This window comes from Herbaspirillum sp. VT-16-41 (genome assembly GCF_001994935.1).
In the GTDB taxonomy this organism is placed as follows: Bacteria; Pseudomonadota; Gammaproteobacteria; order Burkholderiales; family Burkholderiaceae_D; genus Herbaspirillum; species Herbaspirillum frisingense.
Genome location: NZ_MUXB01000022.1, coordinates 49,193 through 69,327, shown reverse-complemented (window position 1 = coordinate 69,327; position 20,135 = coordinate 49,193). Strand labels below are relative to the sequence as shown.

Annotated in this window: 16 protein-coding genes; 8 read left to right on the top strand and 8 right to left on the bottom strand. The window is 64.2% G+C overall.

Going from position 1 to position 20,135, the window contains the following annotated elements; all coding sequences use genetic code 11:
* The first annotated feature begins 325 nt into the window (after positions 1–325).
* A complete protein-coding gene (locus BTM36_RS03040; protein ID WP_077235177.1) occupies positions 326–1,360 on the top strand; it encodes an XdhC family protein in 1,035 nt (344 codons plus the stop codon).
* Between the two features lie 57 nt (positions 1,361–1,417).
* Here the strand turns inward: BTM36_RS03040 and BTM36_RS03035 are convergent, their stop codons facing one another.
* The 7 genes from BTM36_RS03035 to BTM36_RS03000 all read right to left on the bottom strand — a co-directional run bounded on the left by BTM36_RS03035 (position 1,418) and on the right by BTM36_RS03000 (position 9,381).
* Complete coding sequence (locus tag BTM36_RS03035; RefSeq protein ID WP_077235176.1) at positions 1,418–2,776, bottom strand: cytochrome c; 1,359 nt, start codon at positions 2,774–2,776, stop codon at positions 1,418–1,420.
* A gap of 18 nt (positions 2,777–2,794) precedes the next feature.
* On the bottom strand, positions 2,795–5,047 hold the full coding sequence (locus BTM36_RS03030; RefSeq protein ID WP_077235175.1) for a xanthine dehydrogenase family protein molybdopterin-binding subunit: 2,253 nt from the start codon (positions 5,045–5,047) through the stop codon (positions 2,795–2,797).
* Positions 5,044–5,655 (bottom strand): (2Fe-2S)-binding protein, encoded by a 612-nt coding sequence (locus BTM36_RS03025; protein WP_077235174.1) that lies wholly within the window; start codon positions 5,653–5,655, stop codon positions 5,044–5,046. Before BTM36_RS03025 ends, BTM36_RS03030 begins: the two co-directional genes overlap by 4 nt.
* A gap of 262 nt (positions 5,656–5,917) precedes the next feature.
* On the bottom strand, positions 5,918–6,370 hold the full coding sequence (locus BTM36_RS03015) for a DUF2442 domain-containing protein (RefSeq protein WP_077235172.1): 453 nt from the start codon (positions 6,368–6,370) through the stop codon (positions 5,918–5,920).
* Entirely contained in the window at positions 6,370–6,795 is a 426-nt protein-coding gene (locus BTM36_RS03010) for a DUF4160 domain-containing protein (protein WP_077235171.1), read from the bottom strand. The genes BTM36_RS03015 and BTM36_RS03010 overlap by 1 nt, the downstream gene beginning before the upstream one ends.
* A gap of 229 nt (positions 6,796–7,024) precedes the next feature.
* Positions 7,025–8,089 (bottom strand): aldose epimerase family protein, encoded by a 1,065-nt coding sequence (locus tag BTM36_RS03005; protein ID WP_077235170.1) that lies wholly within the window; start codon positions 8,087–8,089, stop codon positions 7,025–7,027.
* Positions 8,086–9,381, bottom strand: a complete 1,296-nt coding sequence (locus BTM36_RS03000) for a DNA-binding transcriptional regulator (protein ID WP_167331830.1) — start codon at positions 9,379–9,381, stop codon at positions 8,086–8,088. Before BTM36_RS03000 ends, BTM36_RS03005 begins: the two co-directional genes overlap by 4 nt.
* Before the next feature lie 292 nt (positions 9,382–9,673).
* Between BTM36_RS03000 and xylF the strand changes: the two genes are divergently transcribed.
* The 7 genes from xylF to BTM36_RS02965 all read left to right on the top strand — a co-directional run bounded on the left by xylF (position 9,674) and on the right by BTM36_RS02965 (position 19,007).
* Complete coding sequence (gene xylF / locus BTM36_RS02995; protein ID WP_006464779.1) at positions 9,674–10,690, top strand: D-xylose ABC transporter substrate-binding protein; 1,017 nt, start codon at positions 9,674–9,676, stop codon at positions 10,688–10,690.
* Positions 10,691–10,812: 122 nt separating this feature from the next.
* A complete protein-coding gene (gene xylG / locus BTM36_RS02990) occupies positions 10,813–12,372 on the top strand; it encodes a D-xylose ABC transporter ATP-binding protein (RefSeq protein ID WP_077235169.1) in 1,560 nt (519 codons plus the stop codon).
* Positions 12,373–12,393: 21 nt separating this feature from the next.
* Entirely contained in the window at positions 12,394–13,551 is a 1,158-nt protein-coding gene (locus tag BTM36_RS02985) for a sugar ABC transporter permease (RefSeq protein ID WP_199181529.1), read from the top strand.
* A 270-nt stretch (positions 13,552–13,821) separates the two neighbouring features.
* Positions 13,822–14,613 (top strand): SDR family NAD(P)-dependent oxidoreductase, encoded by a 792-nt coding sequence (locus BTM36_RS02980; RefSeq protein WP_077235168.1) that lies wholly within the window; start codon positions 13,822–13,824, stop codon positions 14,611–14,613.
* A 33-nt stretch (positions 14,614–14,646) separates the two neighbouring features.
* Entirely contained in the window at positions 14,647–16,431 is a 1,785-nt protein-coding gene (locus BTM36_RS02975) for an IlvD/Edd family dehydratase (RefSeq protein WP_006464775.1), read from the top strand.
* A gap of 1 nt (position 16,432) precedes the next feature.
* Positions 16,433–17,359, top strand: coding sequence for an amidohydrolase (locus BTM36_RS02970; RefSeq protein WP_006464774.1), 927 nt, complete (start codon positions 16,433–16,435; stop codon positions 17,357–17,359).
* A gap of 130 nt (positions 17,360–17,489) precedes the next feature.
* Positions 17,490–19,007 (top strand): sensor domain-containing diguanylate cyclase, encoded by a 1,518-nt coding sequence (locus BTM36_RS02965; RefSeq protein ID WP_077235167.1) that lies wholly within the window; start codon positions 17,490–17,492, stop codon positions 19,005–19,007.
* Here the strand turns inward: BTM36_RS02965 and BTM36_RS02960 are convergent.
* Positions 18,988–20,076: a serine hydrolase gene (locus tag BTM36_RS02960; RefSeq protein WP_254426899.1), complete on the bottom strand. Its 1,089-nt coding sequence runs from the start codon at positions 20,074–20,076 to the stop codon at positions 18,988–18,990. The genes BTM36_RS02965 and BTM36_RS02960 overlap by 20 nt on opposite strands.
* Positions 20,077–20,135: the final 59 nt, after the last annotated feature.

Genomic DNA, 20,135 nt, shown 5'->3' with positions numbered 1-20,135 from the left:
CAGACAGGCGGGGGAACCTGTCCCGGAACAGGGCATTGTGACGTGGCGGGGGGGGGGAAGACAGACCTATTCCGCTACGATTATTGCCTGAAATTCCACCTCTCCGCAGGACAGCTGGCACGACCGGATGAAGGATGAGCAGTGCATCATCGCTCGTCGCAGGAAGCCGCTTTCCGGAGGGAAAGCAAGCAGGCTGGCCGATTCTGCCTCATCATGTGGGCCGGGATTCGCTGGCCCGGGGCTTGCTTGGTCTATTGGCCAGCGCAATTAGTTCCGGCCACGATGTCGTGGCAGATTTGCCCCATCACCGTATTTCTAACGCATCATGAACGACACCACTGATCTGAAGGTATTGCGCGCCCTGCATGAGTGGCGCCAGGCCGGCCGTAGGGCACTGCTGGCCACTGTTGTCTCCACCTGGGGCTCGTCGCCCCGCCCGGTGGGCTCCCAACTGGCGATCCGTGACGACGGCCGGCTCATCGGTTCGGTGTCGGGTGGCTGTATCGAGGATGACCTGCTGTTCCAATACATCAAGAACGCCCCCACTGCCTGGGGCCGCCCCGAGGCCCCGCAGCTGGTGCGCTATGGCATCGACGCCGACGAGGCGCATCGCTTCGGCCTGCCCTGCGGCGGCACGCTGGAGCTGCTGCTGGAATTCGATCCACCGGCCGCGCCCTTGCAGGAACTGGTACTGGCGCTGGAAAGCGGGCAACTGGTCTGCCGCAGCGTCGACTGCGTTACCGGCCAGAGCCGCATGGACGTCAGCCCGTCGCCGGCCGACCTGGTGTTCGATGGCCAGACCCTGCGCCATACGATGGGGCCGGACTATCGCATGCTCCTGATCGGCGCCGGCATGCTGGCCGAATACCTGGCGACGATGGCGCTCTTCAACGGTTTTTCGGTGACGCTGTGCGATCCGCGTTCGGAATACCTGGGCGGCTGGGCAGTACCGGGGGTGCGCATCGTCACCGACATGCCTGACGACGCCGTGCAGGCCTTCCGCCCCGATCAGCGCAGTTGCGTGATCGCCCTGACGCACGATCCCAAGCTGGACGACCTGGCGTTGATGGAAGCGGTGGCCAGTCCGGCCTTCTATGTGGGTGCCATCGGCTCACGCCGCAACAGTGCCGCCCGCAAGGATCGCATGATGACCCACTTCGGCCAGACCGAAGAAAGCCTGGCGCGCCTACGTGGCCCTATCGGTCTTTATATCGGCAGCAAGACGCCTTCCGAGATCGCGGTCAGCGTCATGGCTGAAGTGCTGGCCGTGAAGAATGGCGTGGCCGTGCCTGCGGCCATGTCGGTGGCGGCCATGAAGCAGGCACGTGTGACGGCTGAATCGTCCCCCTCCCCGACCTGAAAAAAAACCGCCGCCTGTGCAGGCGGCGGTTCCGGTACGACTTCCTCGAAAAGCGCTTCAGCGCATCTGCAGGACGATGGGATTGCTGCTGGCCGGATTGGTCCGTTCGCGCAGTTTGCTGACATCGTCCACCTTGACGGCGCCACCATGGTTGCCCCAGGAAGTGCGGATGAAGCTCAGTACGTCGGCGATTTCAGCGTCCGACAACTGGCTGCGGAACGGCGGCATGCGATAGGCATCGGGCACGCCGTCGGCCACCACCCGCGCCGAGCCATTGAGCGTGACATTGATGGCCGAGGCATCTTCCCTGGCCAGCGATGACACGGCGCCAGCCAGCGGAGGAATCCAGGGCGCCCTGCCGCGCCCGTCGACCGCATGGCAGGCAGCGCACTTGGCCATGAAGGTGCGCGCCCCGCTCCCCTCCAGGCGTTGCGGTGTCAGGGCGGCGGTGGTACTGGCGTCGTACTTCCAGGGGGTGCCATCGCGACCGGGGTCGCCCGGCAAGGATTTCAGGTAATGCGCGACGGCCTTCAGGTCGTCATCACTCATGAACTGGGTGGAGTTGTTGAAGGCGTCGGCCATGGAGCCGAAGACCACGGCGTGCTGGTTGCGGCCGGTCTTGAGGAATTGCACCACTTCCTCTTCGCTCCAGCGGCCGATGCCGATATTGACGTCGCCACGCAGACTGGGCGCATACCAGCCATCGAGCAGCGCACCAGACAGATAGAGCGGCTGGCCATCATCCAGTCCCTTTTCGTTCATGGCGACACCACGCGGGGTGTGGCAACTGCCGCAGTGGCCGGCACCCTGGACGATATAGGCGCCACGGTTCCAGAGGGCATCCTTGCCTGGCTGGGGCTGATACGGTTGCGGACGGGTGAAGGCCAGGTTCCAGAACGCCAGCGGCCACCGCATGTCCAGCGGCCAGGGGATATCGCTCTCGCGGTTGGCCTGCACCACCGGTTTGACGCCATGCATGAACCAGGCATAGAGCGCGCTGACATCTTCATCGGCCATCTTGGCGTAGGAAGGATAGGGCATGGCCGGGTAGAGCCGGTGGCCGTCACGGGCCACGCCATGTCGCAGGGCGCGGTCGAAGTCGGCCAGACTGTATTCGCCGATGCCGCTGGCGCGATCCGGCGTGATGTTGGTGGCGTAGATGGCGCCCAGCGGGGTGGCCATCTCCAGGCCACCGGCGAAGGGCTTGCTGTTGGGCGTGCTGTGACAGGCCACGCAATCGGCCAGGCGCGCCACGTATTCACCGCGCTGGAGCAGTTCGGCCGAAGGCGCCGGGGGCGGTGCGCTGCCTTCGAAGGGCGAGGCCGGCGTGCGCAGGGCGACCCAGGCGGCGCCGATGATGAGCGCGACAAGGATCAGCAGGAAGATGCGCAGCTTCCCGGTTTTTGGAGTGGTCATGGATGCGTCAGTCCGCCATCAGGCCTTGAAGGTGTAATGGGACAGCGGCATGCTGCGGATGCGCTGGCCGGTCAGGTGTGCGACCGCATTGGCCACCGCGGGTGGCACGGCCGGCAATGGGGGCTCGCCGATGCCGCCCATCTTGGCGCCGCTCTCGATGACTTTCACATGCACGCGGGCCATGCGTTGGGGCGGCAGGATGGGATAGAGGTCGTAGTTGCGCGCCACCCTGGCCCCTTCCTTGTAGACCACTTCTTCCAGCAAGACCTGCGACAGGCCCAGTGAAACGGCGCTGTTGACCTGGGCTTCGACGATGGCCGGGTTGACGATGCGGCCGGGGTCGATGGCTTCCCAGATGTCGTGTACGCGGACCTGGCCGTTCTCGATGGAGACTTCGGCGATGGCCGCAGTCTCGGTGCCGAAGGCCTTGGCCATGGCCACGCCACGGGCGCGACGGGTGCCGTCGGGCGCGGTGAAGGGGCCGCGCTTCCAGCCGCCGGACAGATCGACCGCCGCCCGCAGCAGCGTGGTCAGGCGCTCGTTGCCCTGCAGCAGGCGCAGGCGCATTTCATAGGGGTCCTGGCCGCCCTTGTCGGCGATCTCGTCGAGGAAGGCTTCGTAGAAGAAGTCATTCATCGAGTTGCCCACCGAACGCCAGTAGCCCAATACTGGCGGGTTCTTGACGAAACGCTGGCCGATGCGCTTGTGGGCGAACTGGTAGGACTTGCCGGCCAGGCCTTCGAGGGCGGTTGGATCGATCTTGTTGCGCTTGTTGGCAATCGATTCGGCGGGACCTTCGGTGGCGCTGATGGCTTCGATGGCGATGGGGAAGCCCTTTTCATCCAGACCGGCGCGGAACTGCACGACTGCCATGGGCCGCATGGTGTCGCGGGCGAATTCTTCCTCGCGGCTCCAGATCACCTTGACCGGACGACCCACGGCCTTGGCCAGCTGGATCGCCTGCGGGAATACCATGGCGCTCTCGTAGAGGAAATGGCGGCCGAAGAAGCCACCCAGCAGCGGCGAGTGGATCTGGATCTTTTCCGGCGGCAAGCCGGTCTGCTTGGCGATGGCGCCCAGGAACATCTCGGGCGCCTGGTTGGGGATCCACATTTCAAGCGTGCCATCGGGATTGAAACGGGCGGTGGCCGAAGGCGGCTCCAGCTGCGCGTGATTCAGGTACTGGCTGCGGTAGCTGGCCTGCAACACGGTCTTGGCACCGGCGATGGCCTTGTTCACATCGCCTTCGTTCTCGGCCTCATCGACGGCAGCGGTGGAGCTGGCCAGTTGCGCAGCGAACTGTTCGGTGGAAAAGTCCGCCGGCACATAGCGGCGGTCCGGCGCCGGGCCAGGGTCGCTCCAGTCCACCTGCAGGGCTTCGACGGCGCGCTTGGCGTTCCACCAGCGCTCGGCCACCACGGCCACCGCACCGGGCAGGCGGTGTACCGAATGCACGCCATTCATCTTGCGCACCTCGGCCTCGTTGCGGATGCCTCCCACTTCCAGGCCCAGGCGCGGCGCGTGCTGTACGGCGGCCTGGAGCATGTTCTCCACCTGGGTATCGATGCCATAGAGGGCGCGACCGGTGGACTTGTCCAGCACGTCCAGGCGCGCCAGGGGCTTGCCGATCCAGCGGAACTGGCTGTCCTGCTTGAGCTTGATGGTGTCCAGCGGCGGATTGGGCAGGTCCAGCGCCTTGGGAGCAAGTTCACCATAGCTCAGCGAGCGGCCGCTGGCGGCATGCACCACGCGGCCTGGCTCGGTGGACAGGCTCTCCAGCGGCACCTTCCATTGCGTGGCGGCCGCCTGCATCAGCAAATGGCGCGCCAGCGCGCCCACGCGGCGCATGGTGGGATAGCTGGTACGCACCGACATGCTGCCGCCGGTGATGCGAATACCGATGTCCATGACCTTGTACTGGTCGTTGGCGGGGGCGTTGTGCACGACGAAGCCGGCTGGATCGGCGTCGAGTTCCTCGCCCACGATCTGGGCCATGGCGGTGAAGATGCCCTGGCCGCCTTCGACGAAGGGGCTTTGCAGGTGGATGCTGTTGTCGGGGCGGATCTCAAGGAAGGCCGGCACCCGCGTACCGGCGGCGGCGGGTGCCGCGCTGCCCTGAGCCCGGGCGTTGCCGGCCGGTAGCGCAAAGCCCAGCACCAGAGAGCCGGCAGCGGTGCTGGCGGAGGTCAGGAGAAAGTGGCGGCGCGAGACATTGACCGGCTCGCCATCGGCTGGCAGGTCCTGGGCGGGAAGATCGTGCGAGGGGTTCATGCCTGCTCCTTTCCGGCCTTGGCTTTCTGCGTGCGGCTCCACTGGATGGCGGCCACGGCGCCGATACCCGCCACGGCAGCGGCAGCGACGGCGGTCTGGTTGACCCCGGCCGGCCCGGCGGGGGCTGCCGGCAGCGTCGATGCGGCTGCTGCAGGAGCGCCCTTGCTACCGGAGATGTCGTGCATGGCGGCCTTGATGGCGTTGTAGGTGCCGCAGCGGCACAGGTTGACCATGGCGGCAGCGATCTGCTCGTCGCTGGGCTGGGCGACCTGCTTCAACAGCGCGGTTGCGGCCATCACCTGGCCGGACTGGCAGTAGCCGCATTGCGGGACCTGGTGCTTGACCCAGGCGTCGACCACCTGCTTGCCTACCGGATCGGCGCTCACCGCCTCGATGGTGCTGACCTTGCGGCCGGCCATGGCGCCCACCGGCATGACGCAGGAGCGCAGCACCTCGCCATCGACCAGGACCGAGCAGGCCCCGCACTGGGCCAGGCCGCAGCCGTATTTGGTACCGGTCATGCCCAGTTCGTCGCGGATCACCCAGAGCAGGGGTGTCTCGGCGTCGGAAGTGATCTGGTAAGTCTTGTCGTTTATCTGGAGTTCCATGGTTCCTGCCATCGGGGTTGAGAACGCAAATCAGGGCGGGACGCAGCCCTGGGGGAGCAAACGGACGCAGCAAGGCGAGCCCGTAGATGCAGCTTGGCTCCCGCATGATGATGTATCACGCGGGCGGCGATTAGCTGACCTGGACTTAATGGGGATATTAGACGAACTAATGAATTCCGTCGCAGAGCGGACGGATATGCGGTGGTAGCGGTGGTGGCGGTGGTGGGAGGCCCCGTTGAACCAGGATATTGCCAGCAGGGGGCTAGACGTCCTGCGGCAGCTTGCGGGGCCGGCCGCCCTTCTTGCCATTTTCTCGCACGGCCAGGACCTTGGCCTCGCTACTGCGGCTGCCGTTGCGCGTTGCGACCACCGTCGACGCCAGTTTCATCAAGGCCGGGCTGGCGGCCACCAGCCCGGCGATGGAGACATGCAGGTCGCGCTCTTCCAGACACAGGGCACTGCCGGCGTACCCCAGTTCGATGCGCCCCAGTTCGGCGGCACTGAGTTCGGCCAGCTCGGGGTAGTTGTCGATGGGCAGCAGGACGGCAGTCTTGTCGGCAAAACCGATGGCGATGGCTGCGAAGGCGGGAAGATACTCCACCTCCGTAGCCTGCAGGGCGGCGCCAGCGCGTTTGCTGCCGCGGGCCAGGGCCTGTGCGAGCAGCTCTTCGGTGACGGGCGGATTATCGCGTTTCTTCGCTTTGATGATGGTCATTACTGTATCTCCAGGGGACTGGCTTGCCCCGCGAGTTGAATCAAGGTGCTGTCACGTTCAGGTGCGTAACGCGCCCACACAATATCGACGGCATGCCGCCGGAAAACGCTGGGACTGACGACTTCTTCCCGACGCGGGTCCCACTGCTGGTGATCGAGGCAGACCGAAGCCCGGCTCTGCCACCATCGCTGGCGCGCTCGCCGCAGATGGTCCGGCTGTTCGATCACCTGCCTCAACTCCTCCAGCAGCGCGATGCCGGGGGCAGACCACATGGGCCTCACATCCCACAAGGCCACGCCGTGATGCCAGAAACTGAACTGGTAACGCGCGTCCCAACGCCCCTGACCCACATGGACATGCGGCGGGCAGTGCTCGTCACGGGTGAAGACTGAAACCACCAGACCCTTGTAGCTGCAGATTCTCATAAACCTAACCGTTAGGTTATTGGATTGTAAGCCCCAACGCAAGTCATGGACGCAAACAGGTTCACCCAGATGAGTTACTGAAGCACCAAAACAACAAATGGATGCGTACGGGGGAGCGGACGCGATGCCACGTTCAGCGGCACCGCGATCGGAGGAGGCTAAAGAGAGAGGAAGGGCAAGTCAGCAGTAACGCGGATGTAGGACTGCTTTATTCAAAAATTTCAATCATTCAGTCGCGCACGCCCAGGCGATATACCGTGGTCTGGCGATAGACCTGGCCCGGTCGGAGGATCACCGCTTCACTCAGGGGCGTGTTGACCTGGTCCGGGTAGGACTGCGCTTCCAGGCAGAAGCCGTCATGGATGGCATACGGCTGTTCGCCCCGACCCTGTACACCGGAGAGGAAATTGCCACTGTAGAACTGCAGGCCGATTTCGGTGGTGGACACGCGCAATTCGCGTCCCGAACCCGGTTCGTAGACGGTGGCGACCTCGCGCAATGTCTGCGCCACGCGGCTCTCGCCGGGCACCGGTTCGTGCTCGCTGCGCAGGCAATAGCAATGATCGAAGCCGCCGGCCAGTTTCAGCTGCGGATCGGGCCAGTCCAGGCGCGGGCCGATGGGGGCCGGCTGCCGGAAATCGAAGGGGCTGCCGGCAACCTCGGCGCGTGCTTCCGGGATCAGGCTGGCATCCACCTGCAGGTAGGCGTCGGCATCGATGGCGATGATGTGGTCACGGATATCGCTGGCCCCGCCATTGAGGTTGAAGTAGGCGTGCGAGGTCAGGTTGATGGGGGTGGCGGCATTGCTGGTGGCGGTGTAGTCGATGCGCAACTGGCCATCGTCGTCCAGGCGATAGAGTACCGATGCCATCACCGTGCCGGGAAAGCCCGCCTGGCCGTCAGGCGACACCAGCATCAGGCGCAGACCTTCCGGGTCGGGCTGGACCTGCCAGCGCTGGGCATGGAAACCGTCGCGGCCACCATGCAGATGGTTCTCCCCTTCGTTGCAATCGACCTGCCGTGGTACGCCGTCGAGGGTGAAGCGGCCACGGGCGATGCGGTTGCCCCAGCGACCGACGATGGCCCCGAAATAGGCCGGGTTGCGCTGGTATTGCTCCACCCGGTCGAAGCCCAGCAGGATGTCGGCCTCGCGGCCATAGCGGTCGGGCGCCCACCAGTTGACCATGGTGGCGCCGAGGTCGCTGATGGTCACGCGCATGCCGGTATGGTTGCGCAGGGTATAGAGCTGGATGCCGTCGGCGGCGGTGGTGTGGGAAAGGGTGAAATGGGTCATTTTGTGGAGGTGAGGAGGGCGTTCCCTGCGGTTTTCTTTTTCTGCCGTGGTGCAGGAGCGGCGGAATGCTCCAGCCCGGCGACGAATTGTTCCTGGTATTCCCTGGGGGTACAGCCCAGTTCGCGCTTGAAGACGGCGTGCATGTATTGCACGGTGGTGAAGCCGCAGCTCACGGCGATCTCGGCGGCATGGCTGCCGGCCTGCTCCAGCATGCGCTTGGCGGCTTCCAGCTTGAAGCGCAGGATTTCATCATGGACGCTGCGTCCCAGTTCGCGCCGGAAATACCATTCCAGCGAGGACCGCGAGATGCCCACGTAATCGGCCACCTGATCGGTCTTGATGCCCTGGCAGGCGTATTGCCGGATGAAATGCAGCGCCTGCATCACATGCGGGTGATTGCGTACCTCGTGGCGACTGGAGGCCAGGACATTGATGCCCACCGGCGGCACCATGATGCGGGTGTCCGGAAAGCGCGCTCCATGCAGCATCTGGTGCAGCAGGTGAGCGGCGGTACGGCCCATTTCGACGCTGCCCTGGATCACCGAACTGAGCGGGATGCGGGTCAGCACGCGGGCCAGGGGATCGTTGTCGATACCGATCAGCGCCACCTGTTCGGGCACGGCGATGCCGGCAAACAGGCAAGCCTGCAGCAGCTGGCGCGCACGGGCATCGGTGACGGCGATGATGCCCACCGGCTTGGGCAGGCTGCGCACCCAGGCGATCTGCTGTTCCACGGCGGTATCCCAGGATTGCGCGCTGGTGCCCACGCCCCGGTAGATATGCCCTTCGATGCCGTCGGCGGCTGTCAGGCCAGTGAAGATGCGTTCGCGCTCCTGCGCCCAGCGGTTGCAGTCGGATTCGGGCAGACTGAACAGGGCGAAATGCTGAAGGCCGGCCTCGATCAGGTGGTCGTAGGCCAGCTTGACCATCTTCACATTGTCGGTCGCCACATAAGGGCGGTTGGCCGGATATTGGGAAGGATCGGCGTAGGAGCCGCCGATCGCCACCACCGGCAGTTGCACCCCTTCCAGCGCGGCGGTGGTGACCGGGTCGTCGAAGTCGGCAATGATGCCGTGTCCGGCCCAGCGCTCTATGCCTTGCGGACGGCAGCGGAAATCCTCTTCCAGGTAGAGGTCCCAGGAAGCGCGGGTACTGCTGATGTATTCGCCGATGCCGGAAATGATTTCCCGATCGAATATCTTGTTGCCGTTGAAGAGCAACGCAATCCTGTGCACCGTGGGTACTTTTGCCACGCTGTGTCTCCTTGGGGTGGCGTCGCTGGCGCGCGCCATTTTTGTCTGGATGGGCTCTGGTGTCGAATTGTAGCGAGCCGTGGTCGAAATGACCGATATGTGCTCCTGCAACAAAAAGAATCACTAAGCCGTTTGGTCAATTTCGTAATTGTAGAGGGGATTGGCCCGGGGCTAGTATCCCCCTCGCACCATCATGCGGCGCATTCGTCCCCTGCCCTACCCGGCCCCATGCGGCTTTGGAAGCTTTTGCACCAGATCAGGCCTCCACATCCACCGGACAGCGCCGCTTCAAAAATCATAATCAAATTTAATTCAAATCGGAGACTGGACTATGAAGGCAATGCTGAAGAAGACCGTATTGGCGCTGATGACCGTGACCACCCTGTCCATGGTGGCCGGTAGCGCCATGGCCGACGCCAAGAATCCCAAGATCGGCTTTTCCATCGACGACCTGCGCGTGGAGCGCTGGGCGCGCGACCGCGATTTCTTCACCGCCGCTGCCGAGAAGCTGGGTGCCAAGGTGTTCGTGCAATCGGCCGATGCCAGCGAACAGCGCCAGATTTCCCAGATCGAAAACCTGATCTCGCGTGGCGTGGACGTGATCGTGATCGTGCCCTTCAATGCCACCGTGCTGACCAACACCATCAAGGAAGCCAAGAAGGCCGGCATCAAGGTGCTGTCCTATGACCGCCTGATCCTCAACGCCGACGTGGATGCCTACATCTCCTTCGACAACGAGAAGGTCGGTGAAATGCAGGCCGAGGGCATCCTGAAGGTCAAGAACAAGGGCAACTTCTTCCTGCTGGGCGGCTCGCCCACCGACAACAACGCCAAGATGTTCCGCGAAGGCCAGATGAAGGCCCTCAAGCCCTACATCGACAAGGGCGACATCAAGATCGTCGGCCAGCAATGGGTCAAGGAATGGAACCCGACCGAAGCCCTCTCCATCGTCGAGAATGCGCTGACCGCCAACAACAACAAGATCGACGCCATCGTCGCTTCCAATGACGGTACCGCCGGTGGTGCGATCCAGGCACTGGCCGCGCAGAAGCTGGCAGGCAAAGTGCCGGTCTCGGGCCAGGATGCCGACCTGGCCGCCGTCAAGCGTGTCGTGGCCGGTACCCAGACCATGACCGTCTACAAGCCCCTGAAGCAGATCGCCACCGAGGCCGCCAACCTGTCCGTGCAACTGGCGCGCAACGAAAAGCCGACCTACAACGCCCAGTATGACAACGGCTTCAAGAAGGTCGACAGCCTGCTGTTGAAGCCCATCCTGCTGACCAAGGAGAACGTCAAGGTACTGGTCGACGACGGCTTCTACACCCAGGCCCAGATCGACGGCCGTTGATTCCTGCATGAGGCGTAATGCATGAGGCGTTGCCGGCTGCCCCCCCGGTCGCCGGCAATGCCGTCCCTACCGGCCGGACACCCGCCGGTAGGGATTCCAGAGGCTTCTTGGAAAGAACAGGCATGTCCGAGTATCTGTTAGAAATGAAAGGCATCGTCAAGAGCTTTGGCGGTGTGCGCGCACTCGACGGCATCGACATCAAGATCCGGCCCGGCGAATGCGTGGGCCTGTGCGGCGAGAACGGCGCAGGCAAGTCGACGCTGATGAAGATTCTCTCCGGCGTCTACCCCCACGGCACCTGGGACGGCGAAATCCTGTGGGACGGCAAGCCGCTGCAGGCGCACTCGGTGCGCGATACCGAAGCGGCTGGCATCGTCATCATCCACCAGGAACTGATGCTGGTGCCGGAACTGTCGGTGGCCGAGAACATCTTCATGGGCCACGAGATCACCCTGCCCGGTGGCCGCATGAACTACCCCGCCATGTATCGCCGCGCCGAAGAGCTCATGCGCGAGCTGAACATGCCCGACATCAATGTGGCACTGCCGGTCTCGCAATTTGGCGGCGGCCACCAGCAGCTGGTGGAGATCGCCAAGGCGCTCAACAAGGATGCGCGGCTGCTGATCCTGGACGAACCCTCGTCCTCGCTGACCGCCTCCGAGATCACGGTGCTGCTCAAGATCATCAAGGACCTGAAGGCGCGTGGCGTGGCCTGCGTCTACATCTCGCACAAGCTGGACGAGGTGGCCGAGATCTGCGACACCATCTCGGTGATCCGCGATGGCAAACACATCGCCACCACGCCCATGCAGGAAATGGACGTGGACAAGATCATCACCCAGATGGTCGGTCGCGAAATCACGGCCATGTATCCCGAACGTAATCATTCCATCGGCGAAGTGGTCCTGGAGGCGCGCCACATCACCTGCTACGACATCGACAACCCGCGCCGCAAGCGTGTGGACGATGTGTCGTTCTCGGTGCGTCGTGGCGAAATCCTGGGCATTGCCGGCCTGGTGGGCGCCGGCCGCACGGAACTGGTGTCGGCCATCTTCGGCGCCTATCGCGGCCGTCACGAAGGCCAGGTACTGCTGGAAGGCAAGCTGGCCGATACCGGTTCGCCGCTCAAGTCGATCCGGCGCGGCCTGTGCATGGTGCCGGAAGACCGCAAGCACCACGGCATCGTGCCCGACCTCGATGTCGGCCAGAACATCACCCTGACGGTGCTCAAGCGCTTCTCCCGTGGCAGCCGCATCGATGGCAGCGCCGAACTGAAGACCATCCAGGACGAAATCAGCCGCATGCGGGTCAAGACGGCCACGCCCTTCCTGCCCATCACCAGCCTCTCGGGCGGCAATCAGCAGAAGGCGGTGCTTTCCAAGATGCTGCTGGCCCAGCCCAAGGTATTGATCCTGGACGAGCCGACCCGCGGCGTGGATGTCGGCGCCAAGGCCGAGATCTATCGCCTCATTTCGGAACTGGCCAAGCTGGGCCTGGCCATCATCATGGTCTCCTCCGAACTGGCGGAGGTGCTGGGCGTGTCGGACCGCGTACTGGTGATCGGCGAAGGCCGCCTGCGTGGCGACTTCGTCAACGACAAGCTGAGCCAGGAAACCGTGCTGGCCGCGGCGATCAACCAACCCGTAGCGCAGGCGCCCGCGCGCTCTGCGGCGGCAGGATAAAAATCACAAGGTGAATTCGGTATGACTTCAAGCAATCTGGCCAACATGGCCGACCTCAAGCAGGTATTCCGGCGCTACAAGATCATTGCGCTGCTGATCGCCATCGCCATCATCTGGGGCTTCTTCAGCTTCATGACCGAGGGTGGCTTCCTGACGCCGCGCAACCTGTCCAACCTGCTGCGCCAGATGTCGGTGACCGGCATCCTTGCCTGCGGCATGGTGCTGGTGATCATCGCCGGCGAGATCGATCTCTCGGTAGGCTCGCTGCTGGGCCTGCTGGGCGGCCTGGCGGCGCTGCTGGACGTGAGCCACCACCTGCCGCTGGCGCTGAACCTGGTACTGGCGCTGGGCTTCGGCCTGGCGCTGGGGCTGCTGAACGGCTACCTGACGGCCTACCTGGGCATCCCCTCCTTCATCGTCGGCCTGGGCGGCATGCTGGCCTTCCGCGGCATCCTGCTGGGCATCACCGGTGGCCTGACCATCGCCCCGGTCTCGGACAACATGGTCTACCTCGGCCAGGGCTACCTGCCGCCGCAGATGGGCGTGGCGCTGGGTGTGGCGCTGTTCGTGCTGGCGCTGGCGCTGACCTGGATGAGCCGGGTCAACCGCAGCCGTCATGGCCTGCCCCTGACGGCACTGTGGCGCGACGGCCTGAAGGTGGTGGTCATCGGTGCCGTGCTGCTGGCCTTCGTGCGTACGCTCAACAGCTATGACGGCATCCCGGTGCCGGTGCTGCTGTTGCTGGCGCTGCTGGGCCTGTTCAGCTATGTGAGCACGCAGACCGTGTTCGGCCGCCGCATCTATTCGGTGGGCAGCAACATGGAAGCCACCCGGCTGTCGGGTGTGAACGTGCAGGCCGTCAAGCTGTGGGTGTTCGGCATCATGGGGGTGATGTGCGCATTGGCCGGCCTGGTCAATACCGCCCGCCTGGCTGCCGGTTCGCCCTCGGCCGGCAACATGGGTGAGCTCGACGCCATCGCCGCCTGCTTCATTGGCGGCACCTCCATGCGCGGCGGCTCCGGCACCATCTATGGCGCCCTGATCGGCGCACTGGTGATGGCCAGCCTGGACAACGGCATGTCCATGCTGGACGTGGGCACCTACTGGCAGATGATCGTCAAGGGCAGCATCCTGGTGCTGGCCGTGTGGGTGGACGTGAGCACCCGTTCGGGCCGCTGATCAACGAAGGCAACAAAGGACGGCAGCACACTACGACTACCGTTCGGACTGAGTAGCGGCGCAGCCGCGTATCGAAGGCGCTCCCTGCTTTGAGGAAGGAGCGCAGCGTTCCCAGCGCCTTCGATACGGCCCTCGCGGACCTACTCAGTCCGAACGGGAAGAGATGGAGCGATGCAGCCTTTCGCATATTCAGACTAAATCAGACTGAATCAGACTAAATTTTTTACGCGCCGCATCAGCGGCCCGTCCTACCTACTGGAGTTATCAAGCATGACCGCAGCCACCGCCCCCACTTTCGAACACGCGCTCTACCGCAGCCTCGCCGGCAAGCGGGTCGTCATCACCGGCGGCGGCAGCGGCATCGGCGCGGCGCTGGTGGAAGCCTTCGCCGCCCAGGGTGCGCAGGTGTTCTTCCTGGATATCGCCAGCGAACCTTCCGAGGCGCTGGTGGCCTCCTTGCAGCAGGCACCTGTAGCGCCGCGCTTCTTCCGCTGCAACCTGATGGACCTGGATGCCCTGCGCGCCACCTTCGCCGAGGTCATCGCCGCGGCCGGTACCGTGGACATCCTCATCAACAACGCCGCCAACGATGATCGCCACAAGACCGCCGAGGTCACCCCGGCCTACTGGGACGAGCGCATCGCCGTCAACCTGCGCCACCAGTTCTTCTGCGCCCAGGCAGTGTTGCCGGGCATGCGCGCGCAGCAATCGGGCGTGATCCTCAATTTCGGCTCCATTTCCTGGCATCTGGGCCTGCCCGACCTGACCCTGTACATGACCGCCAAGGCCGGTATCGAGGGCATGACGCACGGCATGGCGCGTGATTTCGGGCGCGATGGCGTCCGGGTCAACGCCATCATCCCCGGTGCCATCCGCACCCCGCGTCAGACACTGTTGTGGCACACCCCCGAAGAAGAGGCGAAAATCCTGGCTGCGCAATGCCTGCCCACCCGCGTCGATCCGCATGATGTCGCTGCACTGGCGCTGTTCCTGTCCTCCGACAGCGCAGCCAAGTGCACCGGCCGCGAATACTACGTCGATGCGGGCTGGCTGGGCGCGTAACCCACCCAATCGCCCACGGGCCAAGAGGAATCCATGAACAAGCCATCTGCCACACCCCGTCGCTTCCGCTCCCAGGACTGGTTCGACAATCCCGACCACATCGACATGACCGCGCTCTATCTGGAGCGCTTCATGAACTACGGCATCACCGCCGAGGAACTGCGCTCGGGGCGCCCCATCATCGGCATCGCCCAGAGCGGCAGCGACATCAGCCCCTGCAACCGCATCCACCTGGAACTGGCCAAGCGGGTGCGCGATGGCATCCGCGATGCCGGCGGCATTCCCATGGAATTCCCGCTGCACCCCATCTTCGAGAACTGCCGCCGCCCCACCGCTGCCATCGACCGCAACCTGGCCTACCTGGGCCTGGTCGAAATCCTGCACGGCTATCCCATCGATGCGGTGGTACTGACCACCGGCTGCGACAAGACCACACCGTCGCAGATCATGGCCGCGGCCACGGTGGACATCCCGGCCATCGTGCTGTCCGGCGGCCCCATGCTGGACGGCTGGCTGGATGGTGAGCTGGTCGGCTCGGGCGCAGCCATCTGGAAGGGCCGCAAGCAACTCTCGGCCGGCGCCATCGACAATGAGAAATTCCTGGAGATCGCTGCCGCGTCGGCGCCCTCCTCCGGCCACTGCAACACCATGGGCACGGCCTCCACCATGAACGCCATGGCCGAGGCGCTGGGCATGTCGCTGACCGGCTGCTCGGCCATTCCCGCCCCCTATCGCGAGCGCGGCCAGATGGCCTATGAGACGGGACGCCGCATCGTCGGCATGGCCTACGAAGACCTGCGCCCTTCGGCCATCCTGACCCGCGAAGCCTTCCTCGATGCCATCGTGGTCAATGCCGCCATCGGCGGCTCCACCAACGCCCAGCCGCACATCATGGCCATGGCGCGCCATGCCGGCGTGGATCTGCAGTCGGAAGACTGGATGAAGTTCGGCTACGACGTGCCGCTGCTGCTGAACATGCAGCCGGCCGGCAAGTACCTGGGCGAGCGATTCCACCGCGCCGGCGGCGTGCCGGCCATCATGTGGGAGCTGCAGCAGGCCGGCAAGCTGCGCGCCGATCGCATCACCGCCACCGGCAAGAGCATGGCCGAGAACCTGCAGGGCCGCCAGTCGAACGACCGCGAAGTGATCTACCCCTTCAGCGCGCCGCTGCGTGAACGGGCAGGTTTCCTGGTCTTGAAGGGCAACCTGTTCGACTTCGCCATCATGAAGACCAGTGTCATCTCGGAGACCTTCCGCCAGCGCTACCTCAGCACGCCCGGCCAGGAAAACATCTTCGAATGCCGCGCCGTGGTCTTCGATGGTTCGGACGACTACCACGCCCGTATCAACGACCCGGCACTCAACATCGACGACAACACCCTGCTGGCCATCCGTGGCGCCGGTCCGGTGGGCTGGCCGGGTTCGGCCGAGGTGGTCAACATGCAACCGCCCGATGCGCTGATCAAACGCGGCGTCTCTACCCTGCCCACGCTGGGTGATGGGCGCCAGTCGGGTACCTCCGACAGTCCCTCCATCCTCAACGCCTCACCCGAGAGCGCGGTCGGTGGTGGTCTGGCCTGGCTGCGCGACGGCGACCGCGTGCGCATCGACCTCAACACCGGGGAGTGCAATATGCTCATCAGCGAAGAAGAACTGGCCCGCCGCAAGAGCGAGGGTATTCCGCCCGTGCCACCCAGCCAGACGCCGTGGCAGGAGATCTACCGCAGCACCGTGGGTCAACTGGAAACCGGTGCCTGCATGGAACTGGCCTTGAAGTACCAGGGTGTGGCGCAGACCATGCCCCGGCACAACCACTGACATGCTGACCCTGCATCGTGAACTGCGCATGCCACCGGCCCCGGTGAGAAAGCTCAAGGGGCCGATGCGCATCGACGCGCACCAGCATTTCTGGCGCTACCGCTGCGAGGACTATCCGTGGATCGGTACCGGCATGGACCTGCTGGCGCAAGACCGCCTGCCCTACCAGTTCCAGCCCTTGCTGGATGCACAGGGCCTGCATGCGTCGATTACGGTGCAGGCACGTCCCGGCCACGACGAGACGGCATTCCTGCTGGAGATGGCACGACGCGACCAACGCATCGCCGGCATCATCGGCTGGGAAGACATCGGTTCGCCCATGCTGGCCGAGCGCATGGAGCACTGGGGTGGCAGCAAGCTGCTGGGGCTGCGCCATCCCATGCAGGAGGACGATGACGCCGAACTGCTGCTGGCCCTGCCACAGTTCAACCAGGGGGTACGCTGGCTTCAGGAGCGGGACTATGTGCTGGACCTGCTGGCCCATGAACGCCACCTGCCGCAGTTGCGCCAGCTGTGCGCCCATCACGACCAGCACTGGATCGTGCTGAACCATCTGGGCAAGCCCGCCCTCAAGGAATTCCGCAAGGGCCGGGCCGCCTTCGAACGCTGGCGCCAGGAGATGCGCGAGCTGACCGCCATGCCCCATGTGGCCTGCAAGATTTCCGGCCTGCTGACCGAGGCGGACTGGCTGCGCGGCCTGTGCACACGCGACTTCGAACATATCGTGCAATGTCTGGATACCGCGCTGGACCTGTTCGGTCCGCAGCGGCTCATGTTCGGCTCCGACTGGCCGGTATGCCTGCTCGCCGCGTCCTACGCGCGCGTGGTGGCCGTGGTGCGCGAATGGGCTGCCAAGCGCCTCTCTCCTACCGACCAGGACGCCTTGTGGGGCGAATCCTCGGCCAGGATTTATGGACTGATGTCATAAGGTTTTCCCCCGATTCCTTTTCGTTGCCAACCGTCAAGCCCGGTGCGATATTGCGCCGCAGGGGTCACCCCCGATGGCGGGAAACAACCTGGGATACGGGGAGACGAACATCAAAAGACTCAAACGCAACATGACCTTGACCATCAGTGCGCTCGCGCTGATGGCGACTGTCATCACGGGCGTGGTGCTCTACCAGAGCCATGTGCAGACCGAGCGCAGCGCGATCGAGCATGCCCTCAACGTCGCGCGCATTGCCCAGCGTTCGATCTCGCGCAACATGGAATTGCTGTCACTGGATCTGGACAGTCTGGCCTGGCGCCATCGGCATGCCAGCCTGCAGCTCATGCCGGAGCAGCAGCGACGCGACTTCCTTCTGGGTGAAAAGGCTGAAGCCACCTATATCGCCGCCATGGGCATCGTCGGCCGCGATGGCGAACTGCTGGTTGGTTCTCCCACCTTGGCCGAGATCATGCCGGGCAATTACGGACACCGGGATTTCTTCGCCAGGCATCGCGACGATCCAACGGTAAAACTGTTTGTCTCACGACCACTGAGCATCCGCCTGGAACGGAGAATGCAGGTCATCGTACTGTCCAAGCGGTTGGCAAACGCCGATGGGTCCTTCGGCGGCGTGGCCTTCATGGTGCTGTACCTGGACTACTTCCGGCATCTGTTCGAAAGCCTGTCGCTGGAGAAACAGGCCGTCATGTCGCTTTACGCCCTGGACGGCGTGGCCTACATGCGCCTGCCCTACGATGAAGCCTTCATCGGTTCTCGCTTGAGTTACACGCCCAATTTCAGACGCATCATGGCCCTGCCCTCGTCAGCGCCGGAAAGCCTGCAGGGCAGCTATGCCGCGCGATCCCAGCAGGACGACGTCAAGCGCCTGTACACCTACGTGCGCATTCCCGATACACCCTGGCTGGTCTTCGTGGGCCGGACCCATGCCGAACTGTTCCGCGAATGGGATCGGATGCTCTATGCAGTCCTGTTTCTTGCGGCCGCCTTCAGCGCCATCTGCGCCTGTCTGATCCGCCGGTTACGCGAGGAGTTCTTCCGCCGCAGCAAACTGGACCAGCAACTGGAGGAGCAGGCCCGCACCGACAAGCTGACCGGCTTGCTCAACCGCCGGGCACTGGACGATTGCCTGCAAGACGCCTGGCACAAGAGCCAGCGCAATACCTCGGCGCGCTTTGCCATCCTGTTCGTCGATGTCGATTTCTTCAAACTCTACAACGACACCTACGGCCACAAGGCGGGCGACTATGCGCTGGTATCGGTAGCACGTTGCATCACCGGCGCTGTGGCACGGCAGTGTGACAAGCCCGGCCGCTATGGCGGGGAGGAATTCGTGATCCTGCTTGACGAGGCCGATGCCGCCGGCGCGCTGCACGTGGCCGGCAACATCATGTCGGCACTGCAGGCGATGAAGATTCCGCATGAACGCAGCCCCTTCGGGCGGCTTTCGGTGAGTATAGGTGCGACCTGCCTGGACCGGCAGGTGCATCACAGCATCGAGGAAGTGATCAAGGCCGCCGACCATGCGCTCTACCAGGCCAAGCGCATGGGGCGCAACCGGGTCCAGATGGCACAGCCTGAACCGGCCCCGGCGCAGAATGCAACGCCCGTTAGTTCAACGAGCAGTTGAGCCACTTGGCGATACGCACGCCATCCAGGCGGGAACCGTCGGCGCTGCCGCTGCCCAGCATGGTGACGATCACCGGGCGGCGGTCATGCACCAGCAGGCGCAGCACCATGTTGTGGCCGGACTCGTTGATGAAACCGGTCTTCTGCACCGTGGCATTGACCTGGCCATAACGGATCAGGCGATTGGAATTGATGTACTGCAGCTGGCCGCGACCGATGTTGATGATCTTCTGCTTGTCCAGAGAATCGTTACGGATCAGCTGGTAGCGGTTGGCGGCCTTGACCAGCTCGGCCAGTTCGCGCGGGGTAGAGACATTGTCCGGCGACAGTCCGGTTGCATTCTCGAAGCGGGTCTGCTTCATGCCCAGCGCCTGTGCCCGCGCATTCATGGCCGCGATGAAGGCTGGACGGCCACCCGGATAGTCACGGCTCATGGCCGCGGCAGCACGGTTCTCGGAAGACATCAAAGCAATGTGCAGCATGTCTGCACGCGACAGGCTGGCGCCGACGTTCAGGCGCGAGTGGGTGAACTTGAGGGTATCGAGATCGTCCTCGGTGACTTCCAGCCGGTTGCTCATGGGCAGCGACTTCTGGTCCAGCCAGACGATGGCCGTCATCAGCTTGGTAACCGAAGCGATCGGTGCCACCGTATCGGCATTGCGTTCAAAGAGTGGCGTATTGGTCTGCTCGTCAAGCACATAGACCCCCCGCGAGAAGATATGCTGCTTCGACGCGGCGGTGAAGCCGCAACGGGGGAGCAGTTCGGGCTTGGTATTGACCGGCGGCAGCGCCGCTGCGTTCGACGACGCGTTGGCGGCGACGGCAGCACCCGCCGTGGCTGCAGTCGCAGCGCCAGCCGCCACACCCGCGGCAGCCGCCCGCCCACGTCGGCGCGACCGCGCCGGTGCACGCGCAGTGGCCGGGGCCGCCTTCTTGCGCACTACCCGCTTGCGACCCTTGGCGCCGCTCGCGGCCGGCCTGTGCTTGCCGGCGCTGGAACCGGCCGCCTGCGCCTCGCTCACCTTGCCCGAGATGACTGTCAACATCAGCAGCAGGACGCTGCACATCATGAGCCTGGCCAACACGCCAGCGCGGCGCAACATCTGCAGAAACAAAGGGAAACTATCGG